Origin of the sequence: Siphonobacter aquaeclarae, from assembly GCF_900103285.1 — a bacterium.
Classification (GTDB): domain Bacteria; phylum Bacteroidota; class Bacteroidia; order Cytophagales; family Spirosomataceae; genus Siphonobacter; species Siphonobacter aquaeclarae.
Genome location: NZ_FNGS01000003.1, coordinates 479,308 through 493,735, shown reverse-complemented (window position 1 = coordinate 493,735; position 14,428 = coordinate 479,308). Strand labels below are relative to the sequence as shown.

Annotated in this window: 12 protein-coding genes; 4 read left to right on the top strand and 8 right to left on the bottom strand. The window is 53.7% G+C overall.

What is annotated here, in order from left to right; translation table 11 throughout:
- Window positions 1-82: 82 nt before the first annotated feature.
- From BLR09_RS09195 to BLR09_RS25680, 4 genes are all read right to left on the bottom strand, one after another.
- Window positions 83-907 (bottom strand): penicillin-binding transpeptidase domain-containing protein, encoded by an 825-nt coding sequence (locus tag BLR09_RS09195; protein WP_093200739.1) that lies wholly within the window; start codon window positions 905-907, stop codon window positions 83-85.
- Between the two features lie 60 nt (window positions 908-967).
- Window positions 968-1,399 carry a thioredoxin family protein gene (locus BLR09_RS09190; protein ID WP_093200736.1) on the bottom strand — a complete coding sequence of 144 codons (432 nt, stop codon included), beginning with the start codon at window positions 1,397-1,399 and terminating at the stop codon, window positions 968-970.
- 167 nt (window positions 1,400-1,566) lie between these two features.
- Window positions 1,567-2,691 carry a DNA polymerase III subunit beta gene (gene dnaN, locus BLR09_RS09185; protein ID WP_093200732.1) on the bottom strand — a complete coding sequence of 375 codons (1,125 nt, stop codon included), beginning with the start codon at window positions 2,689-2,691 and terminating at the stop codon, window positions 1,567-1,569.
- A 36-nt stretch (window positions 2,692-2,727) separates the two neighbouring features.
- Window positions 2,728-2,901, bottom strand: a complete 174-nt coding sequence (locus BLR09_RS25680; protein WP_218126637.1) for a hypothetical protein — start codon at window positions 2,899-2,901, stop codon at window positions 2,728-2,730.
- On the opposite strand from BLR09_RS25680, the gene treF reads away from it, so the two are divergent.
- Entirely contained in the window at window positions 2,900-4,486 is a 1,587-nt protein-coding gene (gene treF, locus BLR09_RS09180) for an alpha,alpha-trehalase TreF (protein WP_093200729.1), read from the top strand. The genes BLR09_RS25680 and treF overlap by 2 nt on opposite strands.
- 77 nt (window positions 4,487-4,563) lie before the next feature.
- Here treF and BLR09_RS09175 read toward each other — a convergent pair whose 3' ends face one another.
- Complete coding sequence (locus BLR09_RS09175) at window positions 4,564-5,637, bottom strand: serine hydrolase domain-containing protein (RefSeq protein WP_093200726.1); 1,074 nt, start codon at window positions 5,635-5,637, stop codon at window positions 4,564-4,566.
- A complete protein-coding gene (locus tag BLR09_RS09170; RefSeq protein ID WP_093201443.1) occupies window positions 5,615-7,231 on the bottom strand; it encodes an acyl-CoA carboxylase subunit beta in 1,617 nt (538 codons plus the stop codon). The genes BLR09_RS09175 and BLR09_RS09170 overlap by 23 nt, the downstream gene beginning before the upstream one ends.
- A gap of 276 nt (window positions 7,232-7,507) precedes the next feature.
- Between BLR09_RS09170 and BLR09_RS09165 the strand changes: the two genes are divergently transcribed.
- Both BLR09_RS09165 and trmB read left to right on the top strand, forming a co-directional pair.
- A complete protein-coding gene (locus BLR09_RS09165; protein ID WP_093200723.1) occupies window positions 7,508-10,435 on the top strand; it encodes a DEAD/DEAH box helicase in 2,928 nt (975 codons plus the stop codon).
- A gap of 199 nt (window positions 10,436-10,634) precedes the next feature.
- A complete protein-coding gene (gene trmB, locus BLR09_RS09160) occupies window positions 10,635-11,342 on the top strand; it encodes a tRNA (guanosine(46)-N7)-methyltransferase TrmB (RefSeq protein WP_093200720.1) in 708 nt (235 codons plus the stop codon).
- Between the two features lie 67 nt (window positions 11,343-11,409).
- Here trmB and BLR09_RS09155 read toward each other — a convergent pair whose 3' ends face one another.
- Window positions 11,410-13,233: an ABC transporter ATP-binding protein gene (locus BLR09_RS09155; RefSeq protein ID WP_093200717.1), complete on the bottom strand. Its 1,824-nt coding sequence runs from the start codon at window positions 13,231-13,233 to the stop codon at window positions 11,410-11,412.
- A gap of 226 nt (window positions 13,234-13,459) precedes the next feature.
- Here BLR09_RS09155 and BLR09_RS09145 point away from each other — a divergent pair, with 226 nt between their 5' ends.
- Window positions 13,460-13,879, top strand: a complete 420-nt coding sequence (locus tag BLR09_RS09145; RefSeq protein ID WP_093200711.1) for a c-type cytochrome — start codon at window positions 13,460-13,462, stop codon at window positions 13,877-13,879.
- Between the two features lie 2 nt (window positions 13,880-13,881).
- On the opposite strand, the gene lptC is transcribed toward BLR09_RS09145, so the two are convergent.
- Window positions 13,882-14,427, bottom strand: a complete 546-nt coding sequence (gene lptC, locus BLR09_RS09140) for an LPS export ABC transporter periplasmic protein LptC (RefSeq protein ID WP_093200708.1) — start codon at window positions 14,425-14,427, stop codon at window positions 13,882-13,884.
- Between the last annotated feature and the right edge of the window lies 1 nt (window position 14,428).

The following is a 14,428-nucleotide window of genomic DNA, read 5'->3' as shown; positions in this document are numbered from 1 at the left end:
TAGTCTGTGAGAAATAAGAAATGGCTCACAGACTACACAGACTTCACAGAAGGTATTTGGGCTATTCGTCCCATACCCTCTGCTACTTCATTAAGCCAAACTCCTCCCGCAGAATTGCTTCTGTAATCGCCCGGCGGGCTGCGCCAAAAGAATCCGGTACCGGCCGCTTCGCCTCGACCTGCGTCGCGAAGACGTATACATCTCCTCCTTGTTCAATCCAGCCGACAAACCAGCCATAATCGTTCGGATCATCGCCCCAGCCTTCGGCGCCCGTCAGCGTCGGGCTTGCCCAGCCGGTTTTCCCCCGTAGTTTCCATCCGTTTCCCTGTCCGAGCAGCAGTAATGCTTTGGTAACCTGCGCGCTCCGGGTATTCACCGGTAGCTGATTGAGGTAGAAGCGTTTCAGAAAATCTACCTGCTCGAATTGCGAAATCCTGGCGCCACCCTGGAGCCAGAACCACTCGACACTATCAACCGGTACCTGAAAATGCCCGTACTGCATCCTGCCCAGGAGCGTTTGGTACCGGTAGGCTCCTACCTTCCGCGCGATTTGCTGAAAACACGGCACACACGATACTGCGATCGCCTGCGGCAGCGACATATCCCTGTTCCATGCCTCCACCGGCCACTTCTTTCCTTCCCAGTGAAAGACATAGCTCGTATCCCGGATGATCCCGGTTTCAAAGGCAATCAGGGTATTCGGGATTTTGAATGTCGACGCCGGCAGGAAACCCTTCCGGCACCGGGCGGCATCGTATGCCGTATATTGGTTCTTTTTGAGATCGAGGAGGAGAAAGGAGCCCGTCACCTGCCGGGCATCGAAGTACTTCCGAAAGTCGCGCTCCGTAACTGCCTGGCCGAAAACCGGCGCAGCCAGAAGCATCAAACACAGTATTTTTTTCATCATGGCATAAAAAAAGCCGGTAAACAGGGCTGCTTACCGGCGTATAATGTCTGGGAAGGCGTCTCAGAGGGCAGCGGCGTCCCGGGCAATCGCCAGCAACTGATCAGGCGTCTGCGCGCCCATGATCTTCTTGACGACTTTGCCGTCTCCATCGATGAAGAAAAGCGTCGGATAGCCGTCAACCGGGTATTTGTTCGACAGCATGATGCCTTCGCCTGCTTCCATATCCACTTTCATGTTGATGAACTTCGAGTTATACACGTCACCTACCTGCTTGTTGGGGAAAGACTTCGCCTGCATCCATTTGCAGGGTCCGCACCAGGTTGTATAGGCATCGAGAAAGATAAGCTTCTTCTCGGCTTTGGCTTTGGTCAGCGCCTGCTTCCAGGAACCGTGGTAGAACTGGATACCCGGCGTTTTGGGTTCGTCAAAAGCCTGGGTCTGGAGGGTCAATCCGCTAAGGGCAAGAAGAATGACGAGTCGAAACAGCTTCATAAGGTTATAACAAAGGGATTTCTGTTCTGGATAAACGTGAAGTTCGCGGAGAAATGTTTCCCGAGCAAGCTTTTTTCTTTCGGCGGACGCGGATACCGCCCGAAACAGCCGTCAGGGCAAAAAAAAGTCCCTCCGGTGTGGAGGGACTTTTCCGCCTGTATTCAACATCAGGCATATGTATTGAGCATCACCGGCATGACCAGCATGAGGATGTCTTCGCTTTCGTCCTGATCGTTTGGCACCAGAATACCTGCCCGGTTCGGCGCCGAAAGGCGCAGCTGAAGCAGGTTGGTACTGAGGTTACCGAGCATTTCGATGAGGAACTTGGCATTGAAGCCGATTTCCATGTCTTCGCCGTTGTAGTCGCAATTCAGTTTTTCGGTGGCTTCGTTCGAATAATCGAGGTCTTCCGCCGAAATAACCAGCTCATCTTTCGCGATGCGCAGACGGATCTGGTGCGTGGTTTTGTTGGCGTAGATCGAAATCCGGCGCAATGAACCCAGCAACTCCAGACGATTGATTGTCAGGATATTGGGATTATTGACGGGGATGGCGTTTTCGTAATCCGGGAAACGCTCGTCGATCAGCCGGCAGATCATTTTGATATTTCCGAAGCTGAAAAAGGCATTCGACTGACTGAAATCAGCCTTCACTACCGTATTGTCAGACGGCAGGGAGGATTTCAGCAAACCCAGCGCCTTCCGCGGAATGATCAGGGAAGTCGCCAGAGCAGAGCGCAGATCCTGCCGGCGGTAACGCACGAGGCGGTGGCCGTCGGTTGCGACAAACGTCGTATTGTTTTCACCGAGTTGTACATACATCCCCGTCATGTTCGGTCGAAGATCGTCCGTACTGGCAGCGAAACTTGTATTGGAGATGGCCTTGCCGAGTACGTCGGCAGCTACTTCGATGGAAAGGGTCTTGTTGACGGCGGGTACTTTCGGGAAATCGATCGGATTTTCACCGGAAAGCTTATAGCGACCGTTTTCGGAAACGATTTCGGTTCCGAAGGTATCGGCATCAATCTTGAAGGTAATCGGTTGCTCCGGCAGACCGCGGAGCGTATCCAGCAACAGTCTCGCCGGTACGGCAATAGCTCCCTTATCCGACGATTCTACCTCTATTTCGGTAATCATGACAGTCTGAAGATCCGAAGCGGTCACCGTCAGGACACTTCCCTCCAGCTGGAAAAGGAAGTTCTCGAGAATCGGCACGATCGGATTCGACGCCACGACCCCATTAATAGCCGAAAGTTGTTTCAACAATGCCGAAGACGAGACGATAAATTTCATTGACTATCCTAATATTAATGGTGGCTGAGAATGACTTTACTGAAGCGAAGCTACAACTTTTTGTTGGAGAGGCACGCTTTTTTGCGTTTGACCGTGAAAGTTAATACTCTCTTTAGATTTTTCGAAAGGGGCCGTCTGTTTTAATGCCGGAGACTGTACTTTTGGTCCGATCTCACCTCCTTCTTCATCCATACTGACTTCCGATTCCATGCGATTTCCGTTGATACTATTGGCTTTTCCTATCCTTTTTACCGCCTGCACGCCGGCAGAGCTGCAGACGCCGCCGAGCCCCGATGAAGAGTTCGGCGCCCTCTTCCACGATGTTCAGACGAAGGCTCTTTTCCCGGATTCCAAGACCTTCGCAGACGCCGAACCGCTCATTTCGTCCGGCCATATCCTGAAGGCATACGAAGAAGAAAAAGGCAAACCCGGGTTCGACCTGCGGGCGTTCATCAACCAGTACTTCGAAATCCCGAAACCCCTCAACAGCGGCTTCACATCGGATACCAGTCTCTCCGCCGAAGCCCACATCAACGCCCTCTGGCCGGTACTGACCCGCAAGCCTTCCGGTCGGGTCCGGGGTTCGCTTCTGGCGCTGCCGCGCAGCTACGTTGTACCGGGCGGCCGCTTCGGCGAAATCTACTACTGGGATAGCTACTTCACCATGCTCGGATTACAGGTCGCCGGCAAGGACTCGCTGATCGACGGGATGGTAGCCAACTTCGCCCACCTTCTCCGCTACCAGGGGCATATCCCCAACGGTAACCGGAGCTATTACATGAGCCGGTCTCAGCCTCCGTTCTTTTCGCTGATGGTTGAATTACTGGCGGAAACGAAAAAGGACCCGGCGATCCTCGTTACCTACCTTCCGGAACTTCAGAAAGAATACTATTACTGGATGAGTGCGTCGAACGACGAAGATATCAAGCAGGCCGCCGATCTCAAGCCCGGCCAGGCACTCCGCCGCATTGTCCGGATGCCCGGCGGTGTGACGCTCAACCGCTACTACGACGACAAAGCTACGCCCCGCCCCGAAGCCTACAAGGAAGACATCGCCGTCGCTCAGCACTCCGGCCGCAAGGCGGAGGATGTGTACCGGAACCTCCGCGCCGGCGCCGAGTCGGGCTGGGATTTTTCGTCCCGCTGGCTGAAAGACGGCAAGACGCTTGCCACGATTCACACGACGGAAATTCTTCCGGTCGACCTCAACAGCCTCCTGTACCACCTCGAAATGACCCTTTCGAAGGTGTATGGCCTGATGAACGATACGAAGCATAGCCAAAGCTTCAAAAACCTCGCTGAAAAGCGGCGGAAAGCCCTCCTCCAGTACTGCTGGAATGAAAAAGACGGCTTCTTCTACGACTATGATTTCGTGGAAGGCAAGCAGACAGGTATCCCTTCGCTGGCTGCCGTATATCCTCTGTTTTTTAACCTGGCGACGCCCGAGCAGGCAAAAGGTGTAGCCCGGAAGCTCAAAGCCGAGTTTCTTCAGGCCGGCGGTCTGACGACTACCCTGACACCGACCGGTCAGCAGTGGGACGCGCCCAACGGCTGGGCGCCGCTGCAATGGATGAGTATCCAGGGGCTGCGACAGTATGGAGAAAACGAACTCGCCTCGGAAGCGAAATCACGCTGGATACACGAAAATATCCGCGTGTATAAAGCGACGGGAAGACTCGTCGAGAAATACAACGTCTATGATATCTCCCTGCTTGGCGGAGGAGGAGAATATCCGCTGCAGGATGGCTTCGGATGGACGAACGGCGTTCTGCTGAGACTACTTTCGGAAAAGTAATTTCTGTGCATCCTGTGTTTTCTGTGAGCACTATTTTTTTCTCACAGAAAACACAGAATGCACAGAAGATCAATTGATTAGTTTGTGAGACGGTGCAGCATTTCCCAGTCCGTTCCCGGAGCAAGCGCCGCATCCAGTACCCCGAGTACCTTCCCGAAAAAGGCGTGACTATCTGCCAGGTTAGAGAAAAACAGGATCAGCAGATCGCCCCGCCGTATGACGACGTTACTGAACCCGCACGTCGACCCACTATGGAAAAACGTACCGCCGGGAGCTGTAAACCAGCCGAAACCATAACCATATCCCGGGTGGTCCGGAAAAGGAAATACCCTTCCGCGTACCTTTTCGCTCATATCTATCAGCTGATTCCGGGAAAGCGCTTCGTGCCAGCGCAGGTAGTCGTCCGCAGAAGTATACACGCAGCCATCTCCGCGCGTAGCGCTCGTCAAACTCTGGTCGGAGTCGGCGATCTTTCCTTCCCTATTCCGGGCATAGCCGAGCGCCCGCTCCGGATGACCGGCACGCTCTTCGTACAAAAACGTATGGGTCATACCCAGCGGACGGAATATCTTTTCCTGCAAAAACTGCGCATAGGGCATACCTGACGCTTTTTCAACGACCAGCGACAGCAGACAGAATGCTGAGTTGCTATACCGAAAAGCGGTACCGGGACGGAAATAGGTGACCGTATCCTTTTTCAGCAAATCCCAGACATCCCGGTCGAGCAGTTGACGCCGCCAGGTGGTATCCATCCGCTCCTCATAGTCGGGAATGCCGGAAGTATGCGTCAGCAACTGTTGCAGCGTGACGGGTCGTTTCGATTCCGGCAGGTAGCGGCTGAGGGGGTCGTCGAGCTTCAGCCGGCCTTCTTTCTCCAGCAACAGAACGGCCATCGCTGTAAACTGCTTCGAAACCGACGCCATGCGGAGCGCCGAACCGGTTGTCATCGGCTTCCGCGTATCCAGGCGGGCATAGCCTGCGGCCCGGCGGTAAAGCGTCCGGCCGTTTTGCTGAATGAGTACCACGGCGCCGGGGCTTTCCCGCCGGGCCAGCAGGCTGTCGAGGCGGGCGGTCCATTGCCCCGAAACACCTTCCGGAACAAATAATACCGCCCAGATCAGCCAGTACTTATGTTTGAATAACTCCGACATTGTATCGTTTCGTGATGGGAGAATGATCGGCCGCTTCGATACCCATGGAGATGATTTTCCGGACTTCGAGGGGATCTACAACGCCGTCGACCCACAGCCGCGCCGCTGCATAATACGGAGACAACTGGTTGTCATATCGCTCGGTAATCTCGCGCAGCAGCGCCTGCTCGGCTTCGGGTGTCAGCGCCTGGCCTTTGGCCTTCAGACTGGCTACCTGAATCTGCAGCAGGGTTTTGGCGGCAGACGCCCCGCTCATCACAGCCATCTGTGCGGTGGGCAACGCGTAAATCAGCCGGGGATCATAGGCTTTTCCGCACATGGCATAGTTGCCGGCGCCATAGGAATTGCCGACGAGGAAGGTAAACTTCGGAACGACCGAATTCGCCATCGCTGCCACCATCTTCGCGCCATCCTTGATAATGCCGCCATGCTCGGCGCGGCTACCGACCATGAAGCCTGAAACGTCCTGCAAAAACACCAGGGGTATTTTCCGCTGGTTGCAGTTCATGATAAACCGGGCAGCTTTGTCGGCAGAATCGGAGTAGATCACACCGCCCATCTGCATTTCGCCTTTGCCGCTTTTTACCATTTTCCGCTGGTTGGCGACGATGCCGACAGCCCAGCCTTCGACCCGGGCCGTTCCGCAAAGAAGGGACTTCCCGTAGTCGGGTTTGTATTCCTGAAAATCGGAACCGTCTACCCACCGCTCGATTACCTCCCGCATGTCATAGGGCTTGATGCGGTCGACGGGTAATACGTCGTATAATTCATCGGAAGATTTAGCGGGGTCGACCGCGGTAATGCGGTCAAAACCTGCGGATTCCGGCCTCCCGAGCAAGCTCATCTTCTTCCGGATGGCGTCGAGGCAGGAGCGGTCGTCGGGGTACTTGTTGTCCGTTACGCCGGAGATTTCGCTATGGGTGACGGCGCCTCCGAGGGTTTCGTTGTCGATGTCTTCACCGATGGAAGACTTCACCAGAAAAGACCCGGCGAGGAAGACGCTACCGGTACCTTCGACGATGAGCGCTTCGTCTGACATAATCGGGAGGTAGGCGCCGCCGGCGACACAACTGCCCATGATCGCCGCGATCTGGACGATGCCGTCGGCCGACATCCGGGCGTTATTACGGAAGATGCGGCCGAAATGCTCCTTGTCGGCAAAGACCTCCGCCTGCATGGGCAGGTATACCCCCGCGGAGTCGACGAGGTAGATAATCGGCAGCCGGTTTTCCATCGCCAGCTCCTGTGCGCGCAGGTTTTTCTTCGCAGCGATCGGAAACCAGGCGCCGGCCTTGACGGTGGCGTCATTGGCAACTACGACACATTGCCGCCCACTGACGTATCCGATGCCCGTTACCACACCCCCGGACGGGCAGCCGCCTTCGTCGTTATAGAGATTGTCTCCGGCAAAAAGCCCGACTTCCAGGAAGCGGGAACCGGGATCAAGCAGGTAATCGATGCGTTCGCGGGCAGTAAGCTTGCCTTTGCGGTGCTGGTCTTCGATCCGTTTGAGACCGCCGCCGAGGCGGACTACCTCCCCGGAAGATGCCAGGTCGGACAAGAGTTTCTGAAATAATTCCCGGTTTGAGGCCATAGAATTCCGGTTGATGAAGTGAGAATGCAGGCCCGGCAGAAAGGCCTGCCGGCCGTTTAAACATTGCGTGTCAAAAATTAGGATTTTTCCACCATAATCATAAAATTGCCATTCGTTTGCCACAAAAAAGAGGGGTTCGGCAGCGGCGGCAGTTCCTTTTTCGGGCAAATTTTTTATCCATCCCACCGGTAAAAGGCAGGCATGCTTTTCTCCGGAGAATCTGAGAAAACAAAGGTGTTTCGTCAGGATTGACGCGAACAACTCCGCTATCCCACTATGAAAGTCTCTACATCCCAACCTTTCTGCCTCATCTACTCGCTCTATCAACATGAGTACCTGGGCTATCTATGGGAGCCGTTTATAGTCCAGTTAAACGACCGGGACGAACTGACCTTACTGCATCAGTCGATTTCCTCGAAAAACATCAGTGAATTTGTTGAGCGACTGGAACCTTCTGATTTTCAACTGGTCAAATTAATTGACGCAATACAGCAGGAAGTTATCCTGAAGAAATTCAGCTCCAAGAAAACAACGCCCGCCGACTTTTTCCTCAAAGTATTCGATAAGACCAAAGGAGATAAGAACGTACAGGAGCTGATCTTCTCCTACCTCGAAAAACACCGCGCCCAGATATGCCCCCTGCTCCTCGGCAAGCGATTGTATATCATGGGGAACGACGGCAACCCGACCCGGGAGGAAATTGAAGTACTGACCGATCCGGCCTCCGTTCGCTTCCATGTCATGCGGAATGCCGACAATACCCACTATTACCCGACGATCAAACACCGTGGCGAAAAAGTAGAGTTTCAGCACCAGGACGCCATCCTGCTCTGCGAAGACCCGGCCTGGCTGCTGTTACAGGGGAAGCTCTTCCACTTCAGGCCGGAAGTAGACGGGAAGAAGCTCAAACCGTTCTTCCAGAAGAAGTTCATCGTCATCCCCAAAAGCATCGAAGAAGACTATTACCGGAAGTTCGTTTCCAACCTGATCACGCTCTTTGACGTATATGCGAAAGGGTTTGAAATACGTCCGGAAGAGCACCGCGCCATCCCGATGCTGAACCTCAGCGAATCGCAGGGCGGACAGGCCTCGCTCTTCGACGATTCGGCATCTTCTTCCTCGGAAAAAGACAGTGAAGTCACCCTCACCCTTTCGTTTCAGTACGGAGAACATATTTTCCGGTTCGACAGCTTCTCTTCTTCGTCGAACGTCAGCATGGAAAAACGGGGAGACGATTACATCTTTCACAAGATTCAACGGGACATTCCAAAAGAAAAGGAAACCGTCCGCCTTCTGAAAGAACGCAACCTGGACATGCGCAACGGCCGGGTTATCCTGCCGAAATCAGAAGCTTTTTCCTGGATTCAGGATCACTTCGAACCCCTCCGGGAGCACGGGTTCCTGATCAGCCAGAGTTCGGACGATTCCAAACGGTACTTCCTCGGTTATTCTTCGCTTCAGCTTTCCATTCACGAAAACCGCGACTGGTTCGACATCTTCGCCGTCGTGCGTTTCGGAGAATTTGAGATTCCCTTCCTCCAGCTCAAACAACTTATCCTTCAGAAAAAAAGTGAGTTTACCCTGCCAAACGGGGAAATCGCCGTGATTCCGGAGGTTTGGTTTACGCAGTATTCCGAGCTGTTTGCCTTTGCGACGACGAACGACGAGCAGGATCACCTCGTCCTGCAAAAACACCATATTTCCCTGGTCCAGGACCTGGGTGAGGAAAGCCTGGCTTCCACCGTTATCAACCGAAAGCTGGAAAAGCTTCGTGATTTCGAGGAAATCGAAGACTACCCCTTGCCTTCCGGCCTCCAGGGTACGTTACGGCCGTATCAGAAGGCCGGGTACGACTGGCTGCGTTTCCTCAACCAGTACCATTTCGGCGGGTGCCTTGCCGACGACATGGGTTTGGGAAAGACACTTCAGACGCTGGCACTGCTGCAATCGCAATACGAAAACGGCCTGCAGGAAGCGACGCTGATTGTCATGCCTACGTCCCTGCTCTACAACTGGCAGCTGGAGATACAGAAGTTCACGCCGTTTTTGCGGGTACTCGTGTATACCGGTACGTACCGGGAGAAAAACGTTGATCTGTTTAATCAGTATGACATTATTCTGACGTCCTACGGTATCGTCCGGATCGATGTGGATTTGTTGCAGCATTACCGTTTCCACTATATCATTCTGGATGAATCGCAGGCGATCAAAAACCCAGGCTCAAATATCGCCCGTGCGCTGTCGATGCTCCAGAGCCGGTACCGGCTTATTCTGAGTGGTACGCCACTCGAAAACAGTACCATGGACTTGTGGAGCCAGATGAACTTCGTGAACCCGGGCCTGCTGGGTACCCAGGCCTTCTTCCGGAATGAATTCCTGATTCCGATCGAAAAGAAAGGAGATGAAAAGAAGACCCAGCGCCTGTTCAGTATCATCAAGCCGTTTATGCTCCGCCGGCATAAGTCACAGGTGGCGACGGAATTGCCGGAGAAGGTAGAATCAGTACAGTACTGCGAGATGTCGGAAGAGCAGGAGAAGGCGTATGAAGAAGCCAAATCCTACTACCGGAATATGATACTCCAGCACATCGAAGACGAGGGTATGGCCCGGTCCCAGATGGTGGTATTGCAGGGCCTGACCCGGCTCCGGCAGCTGGCCAATCACCCCAAAATGGTCAATCCTGAATACGAATCGGATTCCGGGAAGCTGGAAGAAGTACTGGCGAAGATTGAAACCGTTGTCGGAGAAAAACATAAGATTCTCATTTTCAGCCAGTTCGTCAAACACCTGGATATCATCCGGACGGAGCTTGACCGGCAGCAGATCCGCTATGCGTACCTGGACGGAAATACGGCCGACCGGCAGGCACAGGTGGAACTGTTCCAGCAAAACGACCGGATACCGGTTTTCCTGATTTCCCTGAAAGCGGGCGGATTAGGCCTGAATCTGACCGCCGCCGACTACGTCTTCATCCTCGACCCCTGGTGGAACCCCGCCATCGAGGCGCAGGCGGTAGACCGCGCCCACCGCATCGGGCAGGACAAGACCGTATTTACCTATAAATTCATTTCCAAAAACACGGTAGAAGAGAAGATTCTGGCACTGCAGCAGTCGAAACAACGCCTGGCCAGCGAGCTCATCACGACGGAGGATACGTTTGTGAAATCGCTCTCGAAAGAGGACGTGATCTCGCTGCTCGAATAACCGGGTGTTTCCATAAAGAGACTGCTATCCGACTAACCCGGCAGAAAGGAAATCTTTCTGAATTGGTTAAGGATTCGGGAAAAGCATCGCGGGGGTTCTGCGATGCTTTTATTTTGAAGCGTCTGATGATGAAGGGATTCGCTCTGGCGTTTCCCGATGGATGATGTATCTTTGGAGATTCAAATCATCGCTATTCGTCGTGTCACGTCGCAAACTTCAATTTTTTGCTCATAACGCCGCTGCTGATAACGTCCTCGAGCCGCCCAAGCCCATCTTCTCGGAAATAAAAGGAAACTGGAACGGCTTTTTCCGGAATGAGCACCCGCTGGTCGTCGAAATCGGCTGTGGAAAAGGAGAATATACCCTGGGTCTCGGAAGTGTTTTTCCGGACCGCAATTTTGTCGGAGTAGATATGAAGGGCGATCGCCTCGCCCGGGGCAGCAAGCAGGCTATGGACCGTGGACTGACCAATGTGGCGTTTCTCCGGACCATCGTCCAGGATATCGACAAGTTCTTCGCACCGGACGAAGTCAGCGAGCTCTGGGTGACGTTCCCGGACCCGCGCCCGCGCAAGCGCGACGTCAAGCGTCGTCTCACCCATCCCCGTTTTTTACGGATGTATGCCAATATGCTGAAGGCCGACGGGCTTTTTCACCTGAAAACCGACAGCGATTCCCTCTTTGACTATACGCTGGAAACGCTGGAAGCATTTGGCTGCGAAAACCTGATCTATACCCGCGATCTGTATCAATCGGAACTGAATATGCGCCACTTTGGCATCAAGACCAAGTACGAAGCGCTGTTCTACGAGCAGGGGTATTCCATCAAGTACCTGAGCTGCCATCTCACGCCGAAGGTACAGGAGGCACGCGCAGAAGAGCTGGAAGAGAACGAAGAGGTACTGTAGTAGTACATCCTGAAGGATTGTTCCCCATAAAAAAAGCTGTCTCACACGGAGACAGCTTTTTTTATATTCAGACGCCCTGCATGTGGCTGAGCTTGCGGTAAACGCCGTCGTCGTGGCTGAGCAGTTCGGCATGCGTGCCCGTCTCGATGATCTGACCTTTTTGAAGGACAAGAATCTGGTCAGCATGCTGAATGGTACTGAGGCGGTGCGCGATAACCAGAGTAGTCCTGTTTTGCATCAGGCGGGTAAGCGCTTCCTGAACAAGCTTTTCGGATTCGGTATCGAGCGCGGAAGTCGCTTCATCGAGAATAAGAATCGGCGGGTTTTTCAGAATAGCCCGCGCGATGGAAATCCGCTGACGCTGCCCACCGGACAATTTGCTGCCCCGGTCGCCGATGACCGTCTGGTATCCGTTCGCGGTCTGCATGATGAACTCGTGCGCGTTGGCGATACGGGCGGCCTCTTCCACCTGCTCCTGCGTAGCCTGGAGGCCAAACGTGATGTTGTTGTAAATGGTATCGTTGAAGAGAATGGACTCCTGGGTCACGATACCCATCTGGTCCCGGAGCGAGTGCTGGCTGATTTCCCGGATATCGATTCCGTCGAGCAGGATCTGCCCTTCCGTCGGATCATAGAAGCGGGGTACCAGGTCGGCAATGGTTGACTTCCCGCTGCCGGACTGCCCGACCAGCGCGATCGTCCGCCCTTTCGGAATCCGGAAAGAGATATTTTTCAATACGTTGCGGCCTTCTTCGTAGGCGAAGGACACGTTCCGGATTTCAATACCTTCCCGGAAGCCAGTCAGCGTTTTCGCATCGGCAGCGTCGGTGATGACGGAAGGCGTATCCAGGAGGCGGAAGATGCGGTCGGCCGAAGCCTTCCCCCGCTGCATACCTGAAATCGCGTTAGAGATTTCCTTTGCAGGGCGCGTCACCTGCGAGAAGAGGACGATGTATGTAATAAAGCCTTCCGGAGAGAGCGAAGAATGTCCCGATAACACCAGCGAACCTCCGTAGAGCAGGATACCGGCTACGACGGATACGCCGAGAAATTCCGACATCGGCGAAGCGAGTTCCTGACGGTATACCATATTCCGCCAAACGCGGAAGTAATGTTTGTTTTCGTTTTCGAACTTCGTCCCGACGAACTTTTCACCGTTGAAGCCTTTCACAACGCGCATACCGCCAAATGCCTCGTCGATCTGCCCCAGGATACGCGCCATTGTGGTCTGTACGTCAATGGCATGCTCCTTCAGGCGCTTGCTGAGCAGGCCGATCGCAACGCCGGAAACCGGAATCACAATCAGGGAGAACAGGGTCAGCTGAACCGATTGGTAAAACAGCGTGACAAAAAAGCCCACGAGAAGAATTACTTCTTTGAACACCGCGCTGAATGCCCGGCCTACGGATGATTCCACTTCCTGAACATCCGTTGTCATCCGCGCCATCAGGTCTCCCTTGCGCTCGTTGTTGAAAAAGCCGAGGTGGAGATTCAGAATACGGTTGAAGATCGTGGACCGCAGGTTCGTGATCGTTTTTCCTTTCAGCTTTTCAACCAGCCGGGAAGAGAGATACCGGAAAACGTTCGACAAAAAAACCGAAATCACGATGGCGATACAGACAAATTGCAGCGCGTGTACTTTTCCCTCTGTCAGAATGGTATGATCGACGTGATAGAGAAAGAGGTCTTTCAGGTACTCCGGAGAGAAGGAAGATTCGGGACGAACGACATTTTTATGTTCTTCCGTACCAAACAACACACCCAGCAACGGCTGGAGAAGGGCGAAATTCAGAATTCCGAAAATGCTGCTGAGAATCGAACAAACCAGGTAGGGAGCGATAAACTTCCCGATCGGCGGGGTAAACTTCAGCAAGCGAAAATATGTCTTCATGGGAATCGTCGGTGTTGACAGGAGCCCTGAGCGGGCCGTTGGACAGCAGTCTGAAACGACTGATCCGGGACAAAAATACAGACAGAAACCCAGTCGGACGTCAGTTTCGTCAACTTGAAGCCGACGAGGGTACAGAAAACCCGGTTAAAACCGCCTCCTTCCACCTTGAAGACCATATCGAAAGACCCGAAAGTGTGCGTATTTTCACGGCTTATTTGACATAGCCATGAAGCGACTTCTTTCTTTCCTGCCGGTTTTGGCGATCCTGGCTTCCTGTCAGTCCGAACAGGAAGTAAAACGGCAGCAATACGTTTCGGAAGGGCTGGAAGTCTACAAGAAACATTGCTCCAACTGCCACCAGCCTGACGGAAAAGGCATGGCGAAGCTGTATCCTCCCCTGGCAGACTCCGACTACCTGACCGCAGCCAACCGGAATGCGGTACTATGTGGCATCCGGTATGGTTTTCATGCGCCGCTGACCGTCAACGGCCAGGTTTACCGGCAATCTATGCCCGCCAATCCGCAACTCAAGCCGCTGGACGTAGCCGTACTGATGACTTTTCTCTCTTCAAAATTCGGGAAAGATCCGGCTATTACCGAAGTAGCCGATGTGGAAAAGGCGCTCGCAGATTGCCGTCAGCCTTAGCCCTATTCCGGCAGGTTTTCGACCTGCATCTGGCTGTTCCGTACCTTTCCGAGGCCGTATTTGGTGAAATCCTGGTTGGCGACCAGGCCGGTACCATGGGTGACGCCCGTTGGCGTACGGCTCGTCACGTCGCCGTCGGTATAGATTCTTTTTGTATCCGGATTCCAGAATAGCTCATTGGTTTCGAGTACCTCCTGTTTGAGGCGGTTCTCGATCCGGACGTGGCCCATCACATGCCAGAGGTTCTGCATATTGATTTTCCGGGCAGAATCGGCGCGGAGCCAGGTATGTTCGGTCCCGTTCCGGTCGTAAAAGAAGAGCTTCATTTCCTTCGGGAATACCTTATCCCCGTTGAGCAGATCGCGCTGAACAGGCGTTTCCATCCGGATTACTTTCCGGCCGGAGTCGCTGTAGACCATGCGGATATCGAACGACTCCGAAATCGGGCCGGTGTACATCACATCCTTGACCTCCTGCTTTTTTTCGCAGGAAACAAATAATCCCAGCAGAAAGATCATTCCTGCCGGGACAAGCACAGTTGATTTCATG